The 23,551-nt window shown below is 61.1% G+C and carries 17 protein-coding genes and 1 riboswitch; of the genes, 10 read left to right on the forward strand and 7 right to left on the reverse strand.

Features of this window, described 5'->3' with window-relative positions:
• Positions 1-196: 196 nt before the first annotated feature.
• A complete protein-coding gene (locus tag GXM22_RS06105) occupies positions 197-601 on the forward strand; it encodes a Mini-ribonuclease 3 (RefSeq protein WP_035394406.1) in 405 nt (134 codons plus the stop codon).
• Positions 602-671: 70 nt separating this feature from the next.
• Here the strand turns inward: GXM22_RS06105 and GXM22_RS15035 are convergent, their stop codons facing one another.
• Positions 672-827 (reverse strand): hypothetical protein, encoded by a 156-nt coding sequence (locus tag GXM22_RS15035; RefSeq protein WP_005933941.1) that lies wholly within the window; start codon positions 825-827, stop codon positions 672-674.
• Positions 828-916: 89 nt separating this feature from the next.
• On the opposite strand from GXM22_RS15035, the gene GXM22_RS06110 reads away from it, so the two are divergent.
• From GXM22_RS06110 to GXM22_RS06140, 7 genes are all read left to right on the forward strand, one after another.
• Positions 917-2,461 (forward strand): RsmB/NOP family class I SAM-dependent RNA methyltransferase, encoded by a 1,545-nt coding sequence (locus GXM22_RS06110; RefSeq protein WP_097772283.1) that lies wholly within the window; start codon positions 917-919, stop codon positions 2,459-2,461.
• 178 nt (positions 2,462-2,639) lie between these two features.
• Positions 2,640-3,377, forward strand: a complete 738-nt coding sequence (locus GXM22_RS06115) for a YebC/PmpR family DNA-binding transcriptional regulator (RefSeq protein WP_005933929.1) — start codon at positions 2,640-2,642, stop codon at positions 3,375-3,377.
• 158 nt (positions 3,378-3,535) lie between these two features.
• Positions 3,536-5,260: a PASTA domain-containing protein gene (locus GXM22_RS06120; protein WP_035394404.1), complete on the forward strand. Its 1,725-nt coding sequence runs from the start codon at positions 3,536-3,538 to the stop codon at positions 5,258-5,260.
• Positions 5,261-5,369: 109 nt separating this feature from the next.
• Positions 5,370-5,636, forward strand: a complete 267-nt coding sequence (locus GXM22_RS06125; protein ID WP_005933918.1) for a type II toxin-antitoxin system Phd/YefM family antitoxin — start codon at positions 5,370-5,372, stop codon at positions 5,634-5,636.
• Positions 5,629-5,964, forward strand: coding sequence for a type II toxin-antitoxin system RelE/ParE family toxin (locus GXM22_RS06130; protein WP_005933915.1), 336 nt, complete (start codon positions 5,629-5,631; stop codon positions 5,962-5,964). Before GXM22_RS06125 ends, GXM22_RS06130 begins: the two co-directional genes overlap by 8 nt.
• 82 nt (positions 5,965-6,046) lie before the next feature.
• The gene (locus tag GXM22_RS06135) at positions 6,047-6,349 is read left to right on the forward strand and encodes a PASTA domain-containing protein (RefSeq protein WP_242651643.1); all 303 of its coding nucleotides are present in this window, start codon (positions 6,047-6,049) and stop codon (positions 6,347-6,349) included.
• Between the two features lie 204 nt (positions 6,350-6,553).
• Positions 6,554-6,629, forward strand: a riboswitch (cyclic di-GMP riboswitch).
• Positions 6,630-6,756: 127 nt separating this feature from the next.
• Entirely contained in the window at positions 6,757-8,751 is a 1,995-nt protein-coding gene (locus GXM22_RS06140; protein WP_157747402.1) for a hypothetical protein, read from the forward strand.
• 134 nt (positions 8,752-8,885) lie between these two features.
• Here the strand turns inward: GXM22_RS06140 and GXM22_RS06145 are convergent, their stop codons facing one another.
• The 6 genes from GXM22_RS06145 to GXM22_RS06170 form a co-directional block, all read right to left on the reverse strand.
• Entirely contained in the window at positions 8,886-10,364 is a 1,479-nt protein-coding gene (locus GXM22_RS06145) for a glutamate synthase subunit beta (RefSeq protein WP_005933909.1), read from the reverse strand.
• Positions 10,365-10,377: 13 nt separating this feature from the next.
• A complete protein-coding gene (gltB, locus tag GXM22_RS06150) occupies positions 10,378-14,913 on the reverse strand; it encodes a glutamate synthase large subunit (RefSeq protein WP_147585143.1) in 4,536 nt (1,511 codons plus the stop codon).
• Positions 14,914-15,150: 237 nt separating this feature from the next.
• Entirely contained in the window at positions 15,151-16,722 is a 1,572-nt protein-coding gene (gene hcp / locus GXM22_RS06155; RefSeq protein ID WP_005933900.1) for a hydroxylamine reductase, read from the reverse strand.
• Positions 16,723-16,912: 190 nt separating this feature from the next.
• On the reverse strand, positions 16,913-18,265 hold the full coding sequence (gene gdhA, locus GXM22_RS06160) for an NADP-specific glutamate dehydrogenase (protein ID WP_005933898.1): 1,353 nt from the start codon (positions 18,263-18,265) through the stop codon (positions 16,913-16,915).
• A gap of 152 nt (positions 18,266-18,417) precedes the next feature.
• A complete protein-coding gene (locus tag GXM22_RS06165; RefSeq protein ID WP_005933896.1) occupies positions 18,418-18,669 on the reverse strand; it encodes a DUF1653 domain-containing protein in 252 nt (83 codons plus the stop codon).
• Between the two features lie 77 nt (positions 18,670-18,746).
• Positions 18,747-19,580: an Mrp/NBP35 family ATP-binding protein gene (locus tag GXM22_RS06170; RefSeq protein WP_154276326.1), complete on the reverse strand. Its 834-nt coding sequence runs from the start codon at positions 19,578-19,580 to the stop codon at positions 18,747-18,749.
• A 177-nt stretch (positions 19,581-19,757) separates the two neighbouring features.
• On the opposite strand from GXM22_RS06170, the gene GXM22_RS06175 reads away from it, so the two are divergent.
• Together GXM22_RS06175 and GXM22_RS06180 are read left to right on the forward strand one after the other, a co-directional pair.
• On the forward strand, positions 19,758-21,368 hold the full coding sequence (locus GXM22_RS06175; RefSeq protein WP_099357207.1) for a putative polysaccharide biosynthesis protein: 1,611 nt from the start codon (positions 19,758-19,760) through the stop codon (positions 21,366-21,368).
• Positions 21,369-21,485: 117 nt separating this feature from the next.
• Positions 21,486-23,384 carry a polysaccharide biosynthesis protein gene (locus tag GXM22_RS06180; protein ID WP_005933885.1) on the forward strand — a complete coding sequence of 633 codons (1,899 nt, stop codon included), beginning with the start codon at positions 21,486-21,488 and terminating at the stop codon, positions 23,382-23,384.
• Positions 23,385-23,551 lie beyond the last annotated feature (167 nt).

Raw genomic sequence — 23,551 nt, forward strand, 5'->3', positions numbered from 1 at the left:
TACTTTTGGCCCTGCTGCCGTCGTTTTTTGCCTTGCGGCAGATGATGGTTTTGGAGCCATAGGCGATGATAGCGAAAAATGAATCTTCTGCCAAAGGCTCCCCTACTAGGGGAGCTGTCACGGCGTTAGCCCGTGACTGAGAGGTTGAATGAAGAATCACCTGATCGGGAGGACAGAGACGAAGGGTATTACTACGATGAACGAATCGGAAACCATCGACCCCCGTGAGCTGAATCCGCTGGCGCTGGCCTTTGTGGGGGACAGCGTGCTGGAACTGCTGGTGCGCACCCGTCTGGCACGGCACCACCGGATGTCCGCAGGCAAGCTCAATGTGGAAAAGGTCAAGTATGTCTCTGCCCGGGCACAGTTCCGGGAGGAGCAGCTGTTGGAGCCGCTCTTCACAGAGGAGGAGCTGGCCGTGTTCAAGCGGGGCCGCAACGCCAGCAAGGCCAGTGTGGCCAAGCACGCTTCCCCCGAGGAATACCGCGCTTCCACCGGCTTTGAGTGCCTGCTGGGCTGGCTCTACCTCACCGGGCAGATGGCCCGTGTGGAAGAGCTGTTCGATGCCCTGTGGCAGCAGTTTGACCCGAACCAGAAATAAAACGCGAAAGCCCGCTGCTTTCCGCACTGGAAAACAGTGCAGGGAAGGCAGCGGGCTTTCTTATGCGGTGTTACTTCTTGTTCTTGGCACCCTCGTCGTCAGCACCCTTGGTATACTGGTTGGGGTGCTTGTGCTCGTTGGTGGTCTGATTGGTGGTGCGGTTCTGGCTCTGGTTCTTGCAGTTGTTCGTGCGGTTTTCGGTGCGATTCTCGCTGTGGTCCTTCATGGTTCGTTACTCCTTTCGTGAGGGGGCTTTCCCTCACAGCCTTAGTTTTGCCGCGAACGGCGGCTTTATTCATGGGAGGATAAGCTTTCATGCCTACGGAATATTTTGAGCGCCGGGAGCGCGCTCTGCTGGGCGACCGGTTCGATGCTCTCTATGCCGCCCCGCAGGAGACTGCTGCCCGGGGCGTGACGGTCTCGGCCCTGCGTGCTGCGCCGGAGCAGTTTGCCGCGCAGGCAGATTTTCCGGTGGAGCCCTCGCCCTTCTGCAAGGCGGGCTTTGTGGTGCAGGACCCCGCCTTCAAGCCCGGGCGGCACCCCTACCACCATGCGGGCGTGTTCTACTCGCAGGAGCCTTCCGCTTCCAGTGCCGCGCCCCTGCTGGGGGTCCGGCCCGGGATGCGGGTGCTGGATACCTGCGCGGCCCCCGGCGGCAAGAGCAGCCAGCTGGCGGCAGCGCTGGGCGGGCAGGGGCTGCTGGTGAGCAACGAGTTCGTTGCCGCCCGCGCCGAGGTGCTCCGGAGCAATCTGGAGCGGATGGGCGTGCCCAACGCCGTGGTGCTGAACGAGGACACCGGCCGCATTGCCGCTGCTCTGCCGGAGTTTTTTGACCGTGTTCTCGTGGATGCGCCCTGCTCCGGCGAGGGGATGTTCCGCAAGGAAGCCGTGGCTGTGACCCAGCATTGTGAAGCGCTGGTAAAGCAGTGCGCCGCACTGGGGGCACAGATCCTGGACAACGCAGCGGCCTGCCTGGCCCCCGGCGGCGAGATGATCTACTCCACCTGCACCTTTGCCCCGGAAGAGGACGAGGGACAGGTGGCGGCGTTTTTGCAGCGCCACCCGGAGTTCACGCTGGCCGATGTGTTCGGCAATGTGGATTACAGCTTTGGCAGCCCGGGTGAGGCAAACCGCACCGGCGGCCTGCCGCTGGATGTGAGCAAAGTGCGCCGGATCTGGCCCTGTCAGGGCGGCGAGGGGCATTTTATTGCCCGTCTGGTCAAGGCTGGCACGCCGCGGGCGCTGCCTGCCCCCGGAACCTATACGGCAGAGGAAGAGCTCTGGCTGGCTGCTGCCGCAGAGCAGAGCAAAAAGCAGAAGGGAAGCAAGGGCGGCAAGCCTGCCAAGGCCCCGGATGCCCGCAGTGCCCGCCGGGAGAGCAGCCGTGCCCTGCGGGAGGCGGTGCAGGGCCGCAGCGCCCGCAGCCGGGATGCCGGGACAGGGGAGGCCACCCCGGCCCAGAGCCTTGCTGCATGGCAGGAGTTTGCCCGGCAGTATTTCCCGGCGCTGGCGGACCGCCCTGCCGTGGTGCATGGCGGCAGCGTTCTGCTGCCCGTGCCCTTCCCGCAGACGGGACTGCATGTCCTGCGGGCGGGGGTGTTCGTGGGCAGCGTGCAGAAGGGCCGTTTTGTGCCGGAGCACCACCTGTTCACGGCATTCGGCGCGCTCTGCACCAACCGTGAAGCACTGACTCTTGCCGACCCGCGGGTAACGGAGTACCTTTCCGGCCGTGAGATCGCCGCGGACACTGCCGCCGATGGCTGGTGCTGCGTGACCGTGGATGGCTGCCCCATGGGCGGCGGCAAGGTGTCGGGCGGACGGGTCAAAAACCATTACCCCAAGGCCCTGCGGTTGCTGTAAACCGGCCTGAAAAGCCGGTTTTCCAACACGAACAAGCGAAAAACACGCCCGGAGCCCTTGAATGGGATTCGTGATTGTGCTACAATAATAGAGTTAGATTTTGTGTGCTGCCACAAGCGGGCGACCACAGCCCGTCTGCCCGCAGGCGGAGATTTCGATAAAACTTTAGGAGGTTCCCATGTCTGGACATAGCAAATGGAACAACATTAAGCGCAAGAAGGAAAAGACCGATGGCGCAAGAGCAAAGGTCTTTACCAAGATCGGCCGCGAGATCAGCGTTGCCGTCCGTGACGGCGGCCCCAACCCGGCTTCCAACAGCAAGCTGGCAGACCTGATCGCCAAGGCAAAGCGCATGAGCGTGCCCAACGATAACATCCAGCGCATCATCAAGAAGGCTGAGGGCGGTGACAAGACCGAGTTCGAGGCCATCACCTACGAGGGCTACGGCCCTGGCGGCGTTGCTGTCATGGTCGAGACCCTGACCGACAACCGCAACCGTACCGCTGCCGACCTGCGCCACTACTTCGACAAGAACGGCGGCAACCTGGGCGCTATGGGCTGTGTGGCCTTCCTGTTCAGCCAGAAGGGTGTCATTGACATCTCTCTGGAGGACAAGGATGCCGATGAGGCCATGATGGATGCTCTGGATGCCGGTGCCGAGGACTTTGATGCAGGCGAAGAGGCTGCTGAGATCACCACCGATCCCGAGAACTACTCCGCTGTGGTCAAGGCCATGGAAGAGAAGGGCTACGAGATCCTGAGCGACGACCTGGCCATGGTCCCCATGACCACCACCCGTCTGACCGACCCCGATCAGCTCAAGGCAATGGGCAAGCTGCTGGATGCCCTGGAGGACAACGACGATGTCCAGAACGTCTGGCACAGCCTCGAGAACGAAGAGGACCTGCCGGAATAAGGTGTATCTGCGCCTGCTGACTCTGTAATAGAAAATCAAAGCGCTGCCCCCTGTGAAAAAACTCAGAGGGCGGCGCTTTTTTGCTTTGCGGATTGCGCGGCGGGGGCAAATATGGTACAATGATTTGAAACAGACCACGAAGAAACGAGGTGGCGCACATGGAAGCAAAACGCATCTGCCCGTACTGCATGGGTGAGCTGGAGAGCCGGGTGTCGGTGTGCCCGCACTGCGGCGGGGTACTGGCCGGGCGCAACCCGGCGGGCAGCCTGCCGGTGGGCACGCTGTTGGCCGGACGGTATACCGTGGGCGAGATGCAGAGCATCGACGGCGAGGGCATCCTGTACCGGGGCGTGGAGAACGTCGGGCGGTTCCGGGTGACCATCAAGGAGTATATGCCCCTGACGCTGTCGGCGGAGCGGGGCACGGACGCGCTGCTCCGGCCCAAGCTGGGCAGCGAGGTGCTGTTCAAGACCACCCGGATGGACTTTGCCGATCTCTACCGCTCCATCCAGCGCATCACCCCCGCAAACGGTCTGGAGGCTGTACTGGACGTGTTCGAGGAGAACAACACCGTCTACGCTGTGATGGAAAACCCCGGCGGCATCCCGCTGCAGCAGTGGCTGGATGAGCGCCCTAGCCCGGTTTCAGCGGAGACGGCCCGCAATATGCTGCAGCCTGTGTTTGACGGCGTGGCGGCCATGCATCAGGTGGGGCTGGTGCACCGGGGCATCTGCCCGGAAAACATCCGGGTGCTGGAAAACGGCCGGGCACGCCTGACGGGCTACGCCACCGTGGGGCTGCGCACGGCGGGCAGCGGCCTGCACGAGCAGCTGTACGAGGGCTACTCGGCACCGGAGCAGTATTCCACCACCGAATTCGAGGGCCGTTACACCGACGAATACAGCCTTGCCGCCGTGGTCTACCGGATGGTCTGCGGGCAGAGCCCTGTTCCTGCGGCACAGAGGCTGGTGTCGGACTCCAACCCCCGCGCCCGCACGCTGGAACGGGCGGTGCCGGAGTATGTTTCGGATGTGCTTTGGATGGGCTTGCAGCTCAGTCCTGCCGAGCGCATCCAGACTGTGCCCCAGCTGTTCCGGGCACTGAGCAGCCAGGAGTATACCACGGAGCTTACCCAGACTCTGCAGCAGGCCGCGCCGCGCCCTCAGTCCACCGAGGAGGAGGAACGGAAAAAGCATATCCTCAGCCTGCGCAACCTGCTGGCGGCCATCCTGATCCTGCTGGCCATCCTGACATTGCTCATCGTGTGGGGGCTGGTGAATCAGGGGCTGCACACCGCAAAGCCTGCGGAATCCACCCCGGCCTCCGAACCGGCCAGCTCGCTGGTGACAGAGCCGGTGAATCTGGCCCCTGACTTTGTGGGGATGAACTACGATTCGCAGGTGCGCAACAACAACAGCTATGCCGGGGATTACCTGTTCTATGTGACCATGGAATACAGTGATACTGTGGAAAAAGGCAAGATCATCCGTCAGACCCCTGAAGCCGGAGAGGTCATCGAAAAGGGCAGCACCATCGATCTGGTGGTCAGCCGCGGCCCGCAGATGGTGGAGATGCCCAACGTGGCAGGCTTTACCCGGGACGGCGCGGAGCAGCAGCTGGCGCAGGTGGGGCTGAATGCGAGCTTCTATCCCATTTATAACGATGGCTCTTATGTTTCGGGCTGTGTGGCCTATTGCAGCGAGGAGCCCGGTGCCATGGTGGAGGTCGGCTCGACCATCATCGTCTATATGGCGGCAGAGGTCGAGGCCGAGGTGCCCGCCACCCCGCCCGAGACCACGACCCCTTCTGCCGGTACCACACCGTCTGCCGCGCAGACGGAGCCGCCGACCGGTGGGGCCGGTACCGAAAACGATACGGATTGAACGCAAAGCGGCCTGCCGGAGAGGGCGGGCCGCTTTTTTGATGAGAACGCTTGAAGAAAATGAATGATTCTGATAGAATTATATTAGAATCATTTAGGGGGTGCGCACTATGATTATTAAGTCGTCTACGGCGCTTCGCAATGACTACGGTTCCATTTCAAATCTGGCGCACGGAGCGGGCGAGCCAATCTACATTACAAAAAATGGAGAGGGTGACCTTGTTGTGATGAGCATTGAAGCATTCGAACAGCGGGAAGAGGCGTTGAAACTCCGGGCAAAGCTGGAAGCAGCGGAACAGGGAAGGCTTGCTGGTGCTCCGGCTTACACGCTGGAGGATTCCAGAAAACGGCTGGAGGAGATCTATCGTCGTGGCTAAGATCGAAATTCTGGAGTCGGCACAGCGGGAACTGGAAGCGATCGCAGAGCTTCACATGAATCTGGTAGGGCCGAATTCTGCCCGAAAAATCACGGATCGGATCTTGGATTCTCTTTCGCGGTTGGAACGTTTCCCGCTGTCGGGTTCGCTTCCAAGAGATGCCGAACTGCTGAAAAGCGGCTATCGCTATGTGATCGCCGGGCAGTATCTCTGCGTCTATCGGCTGATTGTGGATACTGTGTTCGTCTACCATATCGTGCATGGTGCAAGTAATTACCCTGTTTTGTTCAAACGGCTGCTGCAAGAAGAATTGAAGAGAGAAGATTGACGCAAAGCGGCCTGCCGGAGAGGTCATCGAAAAGGGCAGCACCATCGATCTGGTGGTCAGCCGCGGCCCGCAGATGGTGGAGATGCCTAATGTCATAGGCGTTCCGCAAAATGACGCAATTGAGAGGATACAGAAAGCAGGACTGATTCCCAGCTGCTTTATGGTCGTCAATGATGGCTCCCTTGTGGCTGGGTGTGTGGTTTCCTGCGGTGAGGATGCAGGCACCATGGTGGAAGCCGGAAGTGTAATCACTGTGTATATCGCCGCCGACCCCAGTGTGGAGATCACCACCGAACCGCCCGCCGCCTCCGATTCCGGCAGCGGCGAAAGCGCTTCCTCTTCGGGGGAGACCGCGCCGGACGATACGGTGTATGATACGGACTAAGATTCATCGAGCGGCTGTTGCACAACTCCCTCAGGCACGGCTCCGCCGTGCCCGAAGGAGTCAGCAACAGCCCTCTTTTTTGCGTCTTTTTATCCAAACAGAACAACCAACATTCTATATTTTTGTGATAATTGCTGAATTTTTTAAAAAACCTTGATTATTTTAATGGGGGGGGGGGTATAATGAACTAAAGACCATGCAAAATTGAAGAACCGGCAAACCAGCCGAAAGGCTGCGACGCGAAGCTATAGGGCCTGTAAGATGGCAGCCAGTTGTATTTCATCCGCTCCCGCAGGAGCATCTTAAAGTGTCAACCAGAGCGTTGCATCCGCCAGACGGCAGGTGCGGCGCTTTTTGTTTTGCCGGGGAAAGGTCTTTGGAAAAGTTTCTTTAGGAGGATGGTTATTATGAAATGTAAAAAGCTTGCATTGCGGGTCCTGTCCACAGCGGCAGTGCTCTCCATCGTCAGTTCCATCGCCGCCCCAGCCTTTGCGGATGTGTATGACCTGACCAAGGGCGATATCAGCGTTGGATTCAAAAACAATCAACAGACCGTGACACAGACGGATGGTGATGGCAGATACGTTTCAGACGATAAGGGCGAGATCAAAGATCGTCTGGATAACGACGTGGTAATTACCACCAAGGATGCCGAGACCGACGAGGTGAAAACTACGGACAATACGGTAACGGTTAAATCGGATAAAGGTCAAACAGCTAAAGTGACGCTGGAGGATGTGAATATCAAATCTTCCGAGAAAGCTGCAATGACAGTTACCGGTAATGGTAGTGTTCAATTGGAATTGAATGGAAAAAACACACTAGACAGTTCCGATGCAGATGGTCATGCTGGCTTGGAAAAGAATGCGGTAGAAGGAAAAGGCTCATTGTATATTAAAGATGATGATAAGGATGGCGGCAGTCTGACTGCTACTGGTGGCGAAGGCGGCGCCGGTATTGGCGGCAGTGCGAAAACTTCCGACGGTAAGGAAAACAACGGCGTGACTACTTCTAGCGATTGGGGTAATAATATTGTTATCAATGGCGGTACGATTGATGCAACCGGTGGTAAAGGTGCCGCAGGCATCGGCAGTGGTGTAAATGCTTCGGGAGAACAGTATAATTTCTGGACTTCTGAGGAGTTTGTAACGATTACCGGCGGTAATGTGACTGCAACTGGCGGTGAAGGTGGTGCAGGTATTGGTGGTGCAGAAGGGAAAAATGGCTTAGGCCTTTATTTTCGTGATGGTACGATCAAAGCAACCGGCACAGGCGGCGGTGCCGGTATTGGCGGAGGCAGTGGAGCCGGTGCTAATATGGTCGAACTTGGCCAAAGTGGTGCAGGGGAGACAGATATGACGATAACGGCTGTCGGTTCTGCTGGAGCTGCTGGAATCGGAGGCGGAAAAGGCGGCAGATTGCAATCGTTCGCTTCCTATTCGGGAACTACAACTGCAACCGGTGGTGAAGGTGGCGCTGGCATTGGTAGTGGTGAGGAAGGCCAAGGTTCCGAGTTGTACCTCTGTGGAGGAACGTTTTTGGCCTACGGCGGTGAAGGTGCCAACAACTTAGGAAACGGTAAGAATAAGAAGAGCGAATCTGTGATTCATTATACGGATCCGAATAATCGCAGTGATCCGGATAATGTTACTATTGATTCCGAGGAAGTCGGCGAGTGGAATGTTGAAAACAAGACACTCGAAGTCAAATACAAAAAGGGCAATAAGGTTGTTTCCCGTGTGAATTATGCTGGCAAATGGACTGTAACTCGTGAGGCAACCTGCACAGAAGAGGGCAAGGGTACTTATACTGCAACGTATGATTCGGTTGATGGTACGCAGAAAACTGTAACGAATGAAGTGGGAAGCCCTGCCCTCGGCCACGCCTTTGGCGAGTGGGTGCCGGACGGTGCGGGCCACAAGACCCGTACCTGCACCCGCTGCAATGAGAAAGAGAAGGCGGTAGACGAAAACTATGTTGCCCCGAAGCCGGGCGAGGAGCCGGCAGAGAAACCGGACGAAAAGCCCTCTGACACGGACAACACGCCGAGCGAGGGTTCCACCCCCGAAACGGACAGCACCGCAGAGGAGACCGTCTCCTATGCACCCCTGCGGGTGGTGGGTGCCCCGGCCTATGAGCAGACCGTGAAGGACGGCCGCGTGCTGATCGCGGTCCCGGCCCAGAGCGCAAGCCTGACCGGCAGTCTGCACGCCCTGAAGGAGCTCAAGGCCAAGGGTGCCGAGGTGCTGGTGTTCCGCACTCAGCTCTGTGAGAGCACCGTCTCCATCGACACGCTGCTGGCGCAGGGTGCAGAGACGACGATTTTCACCCTGACCCACACCAAGGAGGCCGCAAGCCTGACCGTGGGCGGCGCAGACCATACCGATCTGCTGAATAAATAAGCAGTCGGGAAACCAGCCGTTCACGTCGTTTTAATATCCCAAAAAACAGCAGAAGCGGGAGCCTTTTAACGGGCTCCCGCTTCTGCTGTTTAGGATAGGAAAGAGAATGGTTCAGTAATGACCGGGATGCGGGCTTACAGGTTGGTGTAGCCCATGAGGTAGCGGTCTACCTCGGCGGCGCAGTCGCGGCCCTCGCGCAGGCCCCAGACGACAAGGCTCTGGCCCCGGCGCATATCGCCGCAGGCGAACACCTTGTCCACATTGGTGCGGAAGTGGTCGGTGTCCACGCAGCCGCGGCCGGTCAGGCTGACACCGAAGGCATCGGCCACATAGCTCTCACAGCCCACGAAACCGGCGGCAATGAAGGCCAGCTCACAGTTGTAGGTGAACTCCTCGCCGGTGGGCACCATGTTGGTGCGGCCGGTCTCGGGGTCACGCTCGGGCTTGAGGTAGGAGATGACGGCAGCGGTCAGGTTGCCTGCATCGTCCTTGAGGAATTCTTTGACCGTGGTCTGGTAGACACGGGGGTCCTTGCCGAACTTGGCCATGCACTCGGTCTGACCGTAGTCCACCTTGAGCACCCGGGGCCACTCGGGCCAGGGGTTGCTGGCGGCACGCTCCTTGGGGGGCTGCGGCATCATTTCCAGAGCCACCAGATCAGTGCAGCCCTGCCGCAGGGCCGTGCCCTGGCAGTCGTTGCCGGTGTCGCCGCCGCCGATGACCAGAACGTTCTTGCCCTTGGCATCAATGGCCCTGCCGTCGGCAAATTTGCTGTCCAGCAGGCTCTTTGTCACGCTGGTGAGGTAATCCACGGCAAAGTGCACGCCATTGGCATCCCGGCCCGGAACGTTCAGGTCACGGGCCTTTTTGGCACCGCAGCAGAGCACCACAGCATCGTAGCTGTTCAGGATACTCTCGGCATCCACGGCACCGCCCACATCCATGCTGGTGCGGAACTCCACGCCCTCGGCCTGCATGATCCTGATGCGGCGCTCGATGACAGCTTTGTCCAGCTTCATGTTGGGGATGCCGTACATCAGCAGGCCGCCCACGCGGTCGGCGCGCTCAAACACAGTGACGGCGTGGCCCCGGATGTTCAGGTACTCGGCCACCGAAAGACCGGCTGGGCCGCTGCCGATGACGGCCACGCTCTTGCCGGTGCGGGCCGGGGGAGGGGCGGCGTGGAGCCAGCCCTTGGCGTAGCCCGTTTCCACGATGGCGTGCTCGTTCTCGCGCACGGTCACGCTGCTGCCGGTCACATCACCGCAGGTGCAGGCGGCCTCGCACAGGGCGGGGCAGACCCGGCTGGTGAACTCCGGGAAGCGGTTGGTGGCGCGCAGACGGTGGAGCGCCAGCTCCCACTTGCCCTGATAGACCAGGTCGTTCCACTCGGGGATCAGGTTGTTCAGCGGGCAGCCCGATGCCATGCCGCCGATCATCATGCCGGCCTGGCAGAAGGGCACGCCGCAGTCCATGCAGCGGGCGGCCTGGGTCTGCTGCTCCTCGCGGGAGAGCCAGACGTGAAACTCGTTGAAATTTTCAATGCGCTCCAGCGGCGGGACATCCGTGCTGGTCTTGCGCGTGTAATCCATAAATCCAGTGATCTTGCCCATGATCCAGCCCTCCTTACTTCTTCTTCTGCACAGCGTAGAATGCTTCGATCTGTGCCTGTTCGCCGTCCAGGCCGCGCTCCTCCATGGAAGCGATGACCCGGAGCATCCGGTCGTAATCGTAGGGGAGGACTTTCTTGAACTTGGGCAGGTACTCGCTGAAGTTGTCCAGGATCTCCTTGCCGCGGGGGGAGCCGGTGGCTTCCACATGCTCACGGATGAGCTCCTTCAGGGCAGCAACATCGTACTTGTGCTCCACAGGCTCCAGGCTCACGGTCTCCTTGTTGACCCGCTGGTAGAAATCCCAGTTCTCGTCCAGAACGTAGGCCACGCCGCCGGTCATGCCGGCTGCGAAGTTCTTGCCGGTCTGGCCCAGAACCACGACAGTGCCGCCGGTCATATACTCACAGCCGTGGTCGCCCACGCCCTCGACAACGGCGGTCGCGCCGCTGTTGCGGACGCAGAAGCGCTCACCGGCCACGCCGGAGACGAAGGCCTTGCCGCTGGTGGCACCATAAAGGGCCACATTGCCGGTGATGATGTTTTCCTCGGGCTTGTAGCCGATGCCCTCGGGCGGGCGGACGATGATCTTGCCGCCGGACAGGCCCTTGCCCATGTAGTCGTTGCAGTCTCCGGTCAGGCTGAGGGTCAGGCCCTTGGGGATGAACGCGCCAAAGCTCTGGCCGCCTGCGCCGATGCACTCGGCGGTATAGACATCGTCGGGCAGGAAGCTGCCGTACTTGCGGGTGATCTCGCTGCCAAAGATGGCACCCAGGGCGCGATCGGTGTTGGAGACCTCCAGCCGGACGCTCTGGGGTGCCTTGCTGCCCAGCTTGAACTTCTTCATCAGCACCTTCATGTCGAGGGTGTTCTCAAGGTGGAAGTCATAGGTGTCGGCAGGCACAAAGTGGACGTTGCTGTTTGCAATGGCCGGGTTGTGCAGGATGCAGTCCAGATTCATCTTGGCGGCACGGCTGCCGGCAGCGCTGGGCTTGACATGGAGCAGGTCGGTGCGGCCCACCAGCTCGTCGATGGTGCGCACGCCCAGCTTGGCCATGTACTCCCGCAGCTCCTGCGCCACAAAGGTCAGGTAGTTGATGATATACTCGGGCTTGCCCTTGAACCGCTTGCGCAGCTCGGGGTTCTGGGTGCAGATGCCCATGGGGCAGGTGTCCAGGTTGCAGACACGCATCATCACGCAGCCTTCGCACATCAGCAGGGAGGTGCCGAAGCCGAACTCCTCAGCGCCCAGCATACAGCTGATGGCAACATCGCGGCCGGAGAGCAGCTTGGAATCGCTCTCAATGCGGACGCGGCTGCGCAGGCCGTTCAGGATCAGGGTCTGGTGGGTCTCGGCGATGCCCAGCTCCCAGGGCAGGCCTGCGTTCTTGATGGAGGTGCGGGGGGCTGCACCGGTGCCGCCGTCGTAACCGGAAACAAGGATGACCTGTGCGCCGCCCTTGGCAACACCAGCGGCAATGGTGCCGACACCGGCCTCGCTGACCAGCTTCACGTTGATGTTGGCGTGGCGGTTGGCGTTCTTCAGGTCATAGATCAGCTCGGCCAGATCCTCGATGGAGTAGATGTCGTGGTGGGGCGGGGGAGAGATCAGGCCCACGCCGGTGGTGCTGTGGCGGGTCTTGGCGATCCAGGGGTAGACCTTGGCACCGGGCAGGTTGCCGCCCTCGCCGGGCTTTGCGCCCTGTGCCAGCTTGATCTGGATCTCTTCGGCGGAGACCAGATATTTGCTGGTCACGCCGAAGCGGGCCGAGGCTACCTGCTTGATCTTGGAGTTGCTCTCGCTCTGGTAGCGCTCCTCGGGCTCGCCGCCCTCGCCGGTGTTGCTCCGGCCGCCCAGACGATTCAGGGCGATGGCGATGGTCTCGTGGGCCTCGCTGCTCAGGGCACCGTAGCTCATGGCAGCGGCTTTGAACCGCTTGACGATGGAGCTGACGGGCTCCACCTCCTCAAGGGGGATGCCGCCGTTGGGATCATAGCTGAAGTCCAGCAGACTGCGCAGGTGCATGCCCTCGGCACCCATGTTGTCCACGGTGCGGGTGAAGTCTTTGAAGGCCTTGTAGTCGCCCGTGAAGCAGGCTTTCTGGAACAGATGGATGGTCTGCGGGGTGAAGAGGTGTTCTTCCTTGCCGCTGCGGAACTTGTGGGCACCGCCGTCGGCCAGCTCCATGTTGATATCCAAACCCAGCGGGTCAAAGGCGGCGTTGTGGGCAGCTTCCACATCCGCCTGAATGTCCTCCAGACCGATGCCGCCCACACGGCTGACCGTGCCGGTGAAGTACTTGTCGATGACATCCTTGGAGATGCCGACCGCCTCAAAGATCTGGCTGCTCTGGTAGCTCTGGATGGTGGAGATGCCCATTTTGGAGGCGATCTTCACGATGCCGTTCAGCACAGCCTTGTTGTAGTCATCCACGGCGGCGTAGTAATCCTTGTCCAGCAGACCCTCGTCGATGAGCTGGGCAATGGTGTCGTGGGCCAGATAGGGGTTGACGGCGCAGGCACCGTAGCCCAGCAGGGTGGCAAAGTGGTGCACCTCGTGGGGCTCGGCGCTCTCAAGGATGAGGGCCATGGCCGTGCTCTTCTTGGTGCGGATGAGGTACTGGGACACGGCAGAAACGGCCAGCAGGCTGGGGATGGAAACATGGTACTCGTCGATGTCGCGGTCAGAGAGGATGATGATGTTGGCACCGTCCTTGTAGGCGCGGTCCACCTCCAGAAATACGCGGTCGATGGCTTTTTCCAGGCTGGTGTTCTTATAGTAATTGATGGACACCGTGGCGGTCTTGAAGCCGGGCACGTTCATGTGCTTGATCTTGAGCAGATCGGTGCTGGTCAGGATGGGGTTCTGCACCTTGAGCACCTTGCAGTTCTCGGGCTTGTCCTCCAGCAGGTTGCCGTGGGCACCCACATAGACGCTGGTGGAGGTGACCACCTTCTCACGGATGGCATCGATGGGCGGGTTGGTGACCTGTGCGAACCGCTGCTTGAAGTAGTTGAACAGCGGGGGGTGCTGGTCACTCAGGACAGCCAGCGGGGTGTCGGTGCCCATGGCTCCGGAAGGCTCGGCACCGGCCCGGGCCATGGGCAGGATCAGCTCCTTGATTTCCTCGTATTTGTAGCCAAAGACCTTCTGCAGGCGGGTCAGCTCCTCGCCGGTGTAGCTGGGGACTTTGATGTTGGGAATCTTCAGGTCCTTCAGCCGGACCAGATTCCGGTCGATCCACTCGCCGTAGGGCTCACGGCTGGCGTAGTATTCCTTCAGCTTCTCGTCATCCACGACCTCGCCCTTGACGGTATCCACCAGCAGCATTTTGCCGGGGCGCAGGCGGTCTTTCATCAGGATGTTGTCCGGGGCGCAGGGCAGCACGCCCACCTCGGAGGACAGGATCATCCGGCCATCCTTGGTGATATAGTAGCGGCTGGGGCGCAGACCGTTGCGGTCCAGCACCGCGCCCACCACGTCGCCGTCGGAGAAGAGGATGGCGGCGGGGCCGTCCCAGGGCTCCAGCATGGTGGCGTAATACTGGTAGAAATCGCGCTTTTTCTGGCTGATGTTCTTGTTGTTCTCCCAGGGCTCGGGGATGGTGATCATCACAGCCAGAGGCAGATCCATGCCGTTCATCACCATGAACTCCAGCGCGTTGTCCAGCATGGCGGAGTCCGAGCCGGAGGTGTTGATGATGGGCAGGATCTTGTTCATGTCGTCCTGCAGGATGGGGCTCTCGATGCTCTCCTCACGGGCCAGCATGGCATCGGTGTTGCCCTTGATGGTGTTGATCTCGCCGTTGTGCAGGATGAACCGGTTGGGGTGGGCACGCATCCAGCTGGGGTTGGTGTTGGTAGAAAAGCGGCTGTGCACCATGCCAATGGCGGACTCATAATCCTCGTCCTGCAGGTCAAGGTAGAACAGGCGCAGATCGTGCACCAGGAACATGCCCTTGTAGACGATGGTGCGGCTGGACAGGCTGGGCACATAGGTGCCGTTGCTGGCCTGCTCGAACACCCGGCGGATGATGTAGAGCCTGCGGTCAAAATCAATGCCCTTGCTCACACGGGCAGGCTTTTTGATGAAGCACTGCCAGATGGAGGGCATACAGTCCCGGGCTTTCTGGCCCACGGCATCGGGGTCTACCGGCACCCTGCGCCATGCCAGAAACTCAAGCCCCTCCTTGCGGGTGACCAGCTCAAACAGCTTCATGGCCTGTGCCCGCAGGTGCTCGTTCTGGGGGAAGAAGAACATGCCGACACCGTATTCCCGCTCGTTGCCCAGGCTGATGTTCAGCTCATCGGCCACCTTGGAGAAGAACTTGTGGCTGATCTGCAGCATGATGCCCACGCCGTCGCCGGTCTTGCCCTCGGCATCCTTACCGGCGCGGTGCTCCAGACGCTCCACGATGCTCAGGGCATCGCTGACCGTCTGATGGCTCTTGCGGCCCTTGATGTCCACCACAGCGCCGATGCCGCAGGCATCGTGCTCGAACTGAGGGTCATACAGGCCAAGAGGCGTGGCGTTTTCCGTAAATTGATCCATTGCCTTTCCCATCCTTATCTCTCAAAATATCCTCTGGGCCGCGGCACGATCCGCAGCCTCTTGCACAGAAAACAAAAAAAGCGCCCCAGAAGGGTAGACTTCACCCTTCTGGAACGCCTTTGTTCCGGTACCTATAATTATACTGAACGCTGAAAATTTTTCAAGCGACAGTTGCACCAAACGTGAAAGCACAATCGCAGCGCATCTTGTGCGGTTTGATGATGAGATGAAACGGATTCATCCTTCGCCCAAAATCGCTTTCAGGTCCTGCTCCGGTGTCGTGACGGCCATCAGATTGTACTTTTCCTGCAAAACGCGCACCACGCCCGGCGAGAGGAAGGCGGGCAGGGTAGGGCCGAGCCGGATGTTCTGGATGCCCAGCGCCAGCAGTGCGATGAGGATGCAGACGGCCTTCTGCTCGAACCAGCAGAGCACCAGCGAGAGCGGCAGGTCGTTGACGCCGCACTGGAACGCATCGGCCAGCGCCAGCGCAATCTGAATGGCGCTGTATGCGTCGTTGCACTGGCCCACATCGAGGATGCGGGGCAGGCCCGCCACGGTTCCGAGATCCAGGTCGTTCAGGCGGAATTTGCCGCAGGCCAGCGTCAGGATCACGGTGTCGGGCGGGGTGAGCTTGGCGAACTCGGTGTAGTAGCGGCGGGAAGGCCGGGTGCCGTCACAGCCGCCCACCAGGAAGAAATGGCGGATCTGCCCGCTTTTCACGGCCGCAACGATCTCATTGGCGTGGGAGAGCACAGCGCTCCGCGCAAAGCCGGTCACGACGCTGCGCCCGCCGTTGATGCCGGGCATGGCGGTGTCTTCCGGGTAGCCCCCTAGTTCCAGTGCTTTGGCAATGACGGGGGAGAAATCCCGCTCTGGCCCGATGTGCGGGACACCGGGATAGGACACCACCGAGGTGGTGAACACCCGGTCGGCGTAGCTCTCCCGCAGGGGCATGATGCAGTTGGTGGTGAAGAGGATCGGGGCCGGGATGTCCTCAAACTCCCGCTGCTGGTTCTGCCAGGCTGTACCGAAGTTGCCCTTCAGATGCGGGTACTTCTGCTTCAGCTCCGGGTAGCCGTGGGCGGGGAGCATTTCCGAGTGGGTGTAGACGTGGATGCCTTTGCCCGCCGTCTGCTCCAGCAGGCACTTCATGTCGTAGAGGTCGTGGCCGGAAATGACGATGAACGGCCCTTTCTCGATGACGAGCGGCACCTCCACCGGCTCCGGCTGGCCGAAGGCCCCGGTGTTAGCGGCGTCCAGCAGCTCCATGCAGCGGTAGCTGGCCTTGCCGGTCTTCTGTACCAGTGCCCAGAGGGCGTCGATGGAGCATTCGCTGCCAACGGCCTGCAATGCTTCGCAGAAGAAGCGGTCCAGCTCCGGGTCGATGCGGCCCAGCACCCGCGCATGGTAATTGTACGCTGCCATGCCGCGCAGGCTGAACAGGACGAACGATTTCAGACTGCGGATGTCCTCGTCCGGCTCGTGCCAGAGGTTTGCCATGTCGTAGTCGAACCCGATGCCGGGGCAGGCCGCATGGATGCTCTCGGTCAGCTGGTCCACGGTCTGCGGGTCGAAGTTCACGTTGGTGATGGTGGTGAACAGCCCTTCCATCAGCAGAAGTGCCTGTTCCGGGGCGGGGGCCCGCCCCTCGCCGATGAGCTGGCTGGCGTAGGAGATGAGTGCACCGGTCAGGCGGTCCTGCGCCGCTGCCGTGTCCGCGCTTTTGCCGCAGACACCGGCCTTACCGGTACAGGCAGTGCAGTGCGCCGCCTGCTCGCATTGAAAACAAAACATCTGTTCGTCCATTTCAGAACCCTCTCTTCGCTTGATGTGGTCAGTATGGACGGGTTGGCGGGGCTTTATACAGGCCGCACGAGGGGCAGTCATGGAATGTCCGTTGACCCGCCGGGAAAAGCTCCCGGAGATGCGGCCAGCGAATAGATACAAAAAGAGCCGCGCTCTTGCGAACGCAGCTCTTGAAAATGCTTTGGAACAATTAGTAGGTGATGCCCTGTGCCATCATGGCGGTGGCCACCTTCAGGAAACCGGCGCAGTTTGCACCGACCATCAGGTTGCCCTCGGAACCGGCGGCAACGGAAGCGTCATAGGAAGCGTGGAAGATGCCCTCCATGATGCCCTTCAGCTTGGCATCCACTTCCTCAAAGCTCCAGCTCAGACGCTCGGAGTTCTGGCTCATCTCCAGGCCGGAGGTGGCCACGCCGCCGGCGTTGGCAGCCTTTGCGGGTCCGTACAGGACACCGTTGGACAGGTAGACCTCGATGGCCTCGGGCGTGCTGGGCATGTTTGCGCCCTCGCAGACAACGGTGCAGCCGTTCTTGACCAGAGCCTCAGCGGACTCCTTGTTGATCTCGTTCTGGGTCGCGCAGGGCAGGGCGATGTCGCAGGGGACAGTCCAGACCTTGGAGCAGTCGGCAACGTAGGTTACACCGGCGTGGGTCTCGGCATACTCCTTGATGCGGCCGCGGCGGACTTCCTTCAGCTCCTTGACGTAAGCCAGATCAATGCCGTTGGGGTCGTAGACGTAGCCGTTGGAATCGGACATGGTAACGACCTTTGCGCCCAGAGACTGAGCCTTCTGGCAGGCATAGATGGCAACATTGCCGGAACCGGAGATGACCACGGTCTTGCCCTCAAAGCTGTCGTTGCGCATACACTTCAGAGCCTCGGCGGTGAAGTAGCACAGGCCGTAGCCGGTGGCCTCGGTACGGGCCAGAGAGCCGCCGAAGGTCAGGCCCTTGCCGGTGAGCATACCGCCCTGGAAGCTGTTGGTCAGGCGCTTGTACTGGCCGAACATGTAGCCAACCTCGCGGCCGCCGACACCGATATCACCGGCGGGGCAGTCCACGAACTGGCCGATGTGGCGGTACAGCTCGGTCATAAAGCTCTGGCAGAAACGCATGACTTCCATGTCGCTCTTGCCATGGGGGTCAAAGTCAGAGCCGCCCTTGCCGCCGCCCATGGGCAGGGTGGTCAGGCTGTTCTTGAAGGTCTGCTCAAAGCCCAGGAACTTCAGGATGCCCTGGTTGACAGAGGGATGGAAGCGCAGACCGCCCTTGTAGGGGCCGATGGCGCTGTTGAACTGGACGCGGTAGCCGCGGTTCACCTGGACCTTGCCCTGATCATCGACCCAGGGCACACGGAAGGTGATGATGCGCTCGGGCTCGACCAGACGCTCGATCAGGCCAGCCTTCTCGTACTCGGGATGCTTCTCCACCACGGGCTGGATGCTCTCCAGCACCTCGCGGACAGCCTGCAGGAACTCAGGCTCATTGGCATTGCGCTGTGCAAGGCCATCGTAAACGCGCTTCAGGTATTCATTCGTCAGCATAATAGAATACTCCTTTTCCCATTATTTACACTCGCTCTGCCCACTATCACAGAGCGCTTTATCATTATAAAGCTTTGTGCAGCGATTTACAATAGAGGAAATCGGAAAATGTTTCAGTGAAGCCAAAATAAAAATGAATCCGCTTCACAGCGTCAGTGCCCGGCGGCGCTGGGGATCTCCTGCAATTCAAAGCGATATTCCTGCGCGGCATCGGGGTATTTTGCCCTGTCCACGGGGCTGAGGAACATGGCAAGGGGCCGCAGCCAGAGCCCGCCGTCCCCGTAGAGCTTGCGGTAGACCACAAAGGGCTCCCCCGTTTCGGAATCGTTGGCAACGGCCTCCACCAGATAAAAGTCGCCCTTGAAGTGCCGGTACACCCGGCCGATCTTGAGTTCGTTCGGCATTTGCGTTCTCCTTTCTGCAGGGATATTCAAAAAATCCCCCGCAGGCGGCTGGCGCTGGCGGGGGACAGGTGCATGATTTACTTCTTCAGCAGCTTCTCGCAGGCATCGGCGGCACCCTCAAGGTACTGGCCGGGGTAGGCCTCGATCATGCCGGCATCAGAGCAGGCAGCCAGCTGGGGGTCGATGGGGCACTTGGCCAGCACGGGCAGGCCGTGCTTTGCAGCCACTTCATCCACATGGCTCTCGCCGAACACGCTGATCTTCTTGCCGCAGTCGGGGCAGACGATGTAGCTCATGTTCTCCACGATGCCCAGCATGGGCACCTTCATCATCTCAGCCATGTTCACGGCCTTGGCCACGATCATGCTGACCAGCTCCTGGGGGCTGGCAACGACCACGATGCCGTCCACGGGCAGGCTCTGGAACACGGTCAGGGGCACGTCGCCGGTTCCCGGAGGCATGTCCACGAACAGGAAGTCTACGTCCTTCCAGACCACATCGGTCCAGAACTGCTTGACCGCACCGGCGATCACGGGGCCGCGCCACACAACGGGGTCCTCCTCGTTCTCGACCAGCAGGTTGATACTCATCACATCAATGCCCATCCGGCTCTGGATGGGCCAGCAGCCCTTTTCATCGGCCATGGCACGGCCATGGATGCCGAACAGCTTGGGGATGGACGGGCCGGTGATGTCGGCATCCAGGATGCCGCAGTGGTAGCCCCGGCGGGCCATGGCGCAGGCCAGCAGGGCACTGGTCATGCTCTTGCCGACACCGCCTTTGCCCGAAACAACGCCGATGACCTTTTTCACGCTGCTGTTGGGGTTGGGGGCATCGTGCTCAGGTGCGGCGGTGCGGGAAGAACATGCTGCCCCGCAGGTGGAACAGTCATGGGTACATTCTTCGCTCATACTCTAACCTTTTCTCCTTTATCTTAATTAGACAGATCGTCTTGACCAACCCATATCATACCATAAAACCGGGTGGGAAACAACCCACAGGGGCGCTCATCTTCACAAGAGTGCATATTGCCCGGGAAAGGCCGCATACACTGAACCGAACGCCTGTGCGGGGGAAGGAGGAATACCATGGGGCAGAGCTACCTGAAAAACGCCGCCCTCCTGACCGGGGCGGATGTCCTGCTGCGGCTGGCCGGGATGGGCCTGCGCATCTATCTGGCCAACGCCCTGGGCGGCGAGGGGATGGGGCTGTACCAGCTGGTGCTGGCGGTCTACGCGCTCTTTGTCACGCTGGCAACGGCGGGGGTCTCGGTGGCGGCCACCCGGCTGATGGCTGAGGAATTGGCCCGGGGCCGGGCACAGGCGCGGGGGATGCTGGTGCGGCTGGCGGGCACGGGGCTGCTGCTGGGCGCGGCGGCCATGGCGGCGCAGTACGGGCTGGCCGGGGCCGCTGCCCGGTGGTGGCTGGGAGATGTGCGGGCAGCGGGCGCACTGCGGGTGTCGGCCTTCGGGATGCCCTGGATGGCCCTCTCGGCTGTGCTGCGGGGGTTCTTTATCGCCCGGCGGCGGGTGGAGCCCAATGTGCTGAGCCAGCTGGTGGAGCAGAGCGTGCGCATCGGGATCATCTGGTACGCGCTGGAATGGGGGAACGCGCCGGACGTGACCGCCCGCTGCACGGCGGTGCTGGCCGCCACGGCGGTGAGCGAAGCGGTGTCGGCCTGCATCCTGCTGCTGTTTTACCGTGGGGAGGCGGTGCATGCGTTCGGCGCAGAAAAGGCCCGACGGCCTGCCGACCCTGCCCGGCGGCTCTGGGAGATCCTGTGGCCGGTGGAGGGCGGGCGGTGCCTTGCCAGCGCCCTGCACACGGCGGAGAACATGCTGGTGCCCGCCTGCCTGACGGTCTGCCTGCTGGATGCCGGGGGCCGCAGTGCCGCGGTGGCCCAGTACGGCAGCCTGAAGGGGATGGCCCTGCCTCTGCTCACCTTTCCCTTTGGGCTGCTGGGGAGCCTTTCGGTGCTGCTGATGCCTGAGATCACCCAGGCCCACATCCGGGGCGAGCGCGCCCGGCTGGACTGCCTGCTGGACCGGATGCTCCGGCTGACGGGCTGCTTCTCGGCGCTGGCTGGGGCGCTGTTCTGGGTGTGGGGCGAGCCACTGGCCCTGCTGCTCTACCACAGCCAGGAGGCCGGGTTCTATCTGCGGGTGCTGGGCCCGGCCATGCCGCTGATGTATCTGGAGAGCATGGTGGATGGTGCCATGAAGGGGATGGGGGAGCAGAAGGCCGTGTTCCGGTACAGCCTGTGGGACGCGGTGCTCCGCATTGCGGGGGTGCTGCTCCTCCTGCCCAGATGGGGGATGAAGGGCTTTTTGTGGGTGATCCTGCTGTCCAGTGCCTATACCTGCCAGATGAATACAGCCCGTCTGCTGCACGTCAGCGGGCTGAAGCCCAGGCTCTGGCGGTGGCTGGGGGCTCCGGCGCTGGCGGCACTGGTCTCAGCGGGGGCGGGCGAGGGCCTGCGCACTCTGCTGGCAGGGTGGCTGGGCAGCGGGAGCACGCCCACCCGGCTGGCGGCGCTCTGCGCGGGAGGCTTTGGCATGGCGGCAGTCTGCCTTGCCGTGCAGTGGCCGCTGGGGCTGGGCGAAGAGGTGCGGGCCATCCTGCGGACAGAAAAATCCCGCAGGGAGCAGCAGAAAAGCCCGGAGAATCGGAATTGTTCTGGACACAGGGGGGAGAATTGAGTATAATACAATGGATATTATGGCGGAACAGGCGCATGGGGCTTTGGCCCCTGCGGCCGGCAACGCCGGGAAAAACGGGTGCGGACAGATCCCGCCCCGATGTAAAAGAGGATTTTTGTGAAGAAAACAAAGAAGCTTGTGCCGCAGGTGCTGCTGCGCCGGATGATCCTGGTGCTGCTGGACGCGGCCATCGTGATATTCAGCTTTTACTTTGCCCTGCTGCTCCGGGCCGACGGCGCGGTGGAGGCCAGCTGGTGGCCCCACAACCGTGCCCTGCTCTACCAGAATCTGCCCTGGATCGTGGCGCTCTACCTGCTCAGCTTTCTGGCGGGCGGGCTGTACCATGTGCTCTGGAAGTATGCCGGGGAGCGTGACCTCATCCGTCTGGGCGGCATGATCGCCGTGCCCACGGGGGTGGTCTATTTCGTGAACCATTTCTGCGTCCACGGCGTGCTGTTCGATTCCGCCAACGCCATGGCCGCTGTCCTCATCTTCCTGCTGGTGGGAGGCAGCCGTCTGGCATGGCGGCTCTTCCTGAACCATCCCATCGGCGAGCGGCTGCGGGGCGTGCCCAACAAGGACCCCAACCGCCCCGTGATGATCGTGGGCGCGGGCGAGGCCGGCGCCTGGGCCATCAATGTCTGCAAATCCAACAGCAGCTACGGCCACCCCGTTGTGGCGGTGGACGATGACCTGGTCAAGCAGGGACAGACTATCCACGGCGTGCCGGTCAAGGGCACGCTGGAGCAGATCCCCCAGCTCTGCACCCAGTACAACATCCACAACATCATCATTGCCATCCCCACCCTGCGGGGCAGCAGGCTGAACCATGTCATCGACCTCTGCGTTTCCACCCACTGCCCGGTGCAGATCCTGAGCGATCCCCAGCTGGTGGGCAGCAACGGCCCCCAGCAGGGTGCGTTCCGTGAGCTGAACACCGCCGATTTCCTCTCCCGTGACGAGGTCACGCTGGACAACGAGAAGATCTCCGGCTACCTCACCGGCAAGACCGTGCTGGTGACGGGCGGCGGCGGCTCCATTGGCAGCGAGCTCTGCCGCCAGGTGATGCGCTTCCGGCCCGGCAAGCTGCTGATCTTTGATATCTACGAGAACTGCGCCTACGAGCTGCTGATGGAACTGCAGCAGAAGTACGGCCGCGACATCCCTGTGACCGTGCTGATCGGCTCCATCCGGGATAAAAAGCGGCTGGACGAGGTATTTGAGACCTACCACCCCACCGTGGTGTTCCATGCGGCGGCCCACAAGCATGTGCCGCTGATGGAGATCAGCCCCGCCGAGGCCGTGAAGAACAACGTGCTGGGCACCAAGAACCTGCTCACCAGTGCCAGCGAGCACGACGTGGAGCGGTTCGTCCAGCTTTCCACCGACAAGGCGGTCAACCCCACCAGCGTGATGGGCTGCACCAAGCGGATCTGTGAGATGCTCATCCAGACCTTTGCGGGCAACACCGACATGAAGTGCGTGGCGGTCCGCTTTGGCAACGTGCTGGGCAGCCACGGCAGCGTGATCCCGCTGTTCGAGGCCCAGATCAAGAAGGGCGGCCCTGTCACCCTGACCGACCCCAACATCGAGCGCTACTTTATGACCATTCCCGAGGCGGCCCAGCTGGTGCTGCAGGCAGGCGCGCTGGCCGAGGGCGGCAGCATCTATGTGCTGGACATGGGCGAGCCGGTCAAGATCATGGATCTGGCCAAGCAGCTCATCCGCTTTTATGGCTACGAGCCGGGCGTGAACATGGAGATCAAGATCGTGGGCCTGCGCCCGGGCGAGAAGCTCTACGAGGAGCTGATGATGGACGAGGAGCAGGGCAAGATGCGCCGCACCGAGCACAACAAGATCTTTGTGGCATCGCCCCGGGATATCGACCTGGCCGTGTTCTACCAGCAGCTGCAGGATCTTGCCGCTGCCGCCCAGCACAACGACGAGGGCGTGGTGGATCAGCTGGAAAAGATGATCCCCACCTTTACCCCCACCCGGAAAAATCTAAAGGTGTAAACTCCTTCCGTCATCGCTGGCGCGATGCCACCTCCCTCAGGGAGGGAGGCTTTGCCGTGCGGTCAGGCTCCCTCTCCGAGGGAGCTGTCTGCGAAGCAGACTGAGGGAGTAAACTACGTTCGCAACTGCGGCTCCAAAGCCGTATGCGCTATAAAAACGAGAGGGAA

Origin of the sequence: Faecalibacterium duncaniae (assembly GCF_010509575.1) — a bacterium.
GTDB lineage: Bacteria > Bacillota > Clostridia > Oscillospirales > Ruminococcaceae > Faecalibacterium > Faecalibacterium duncaniae.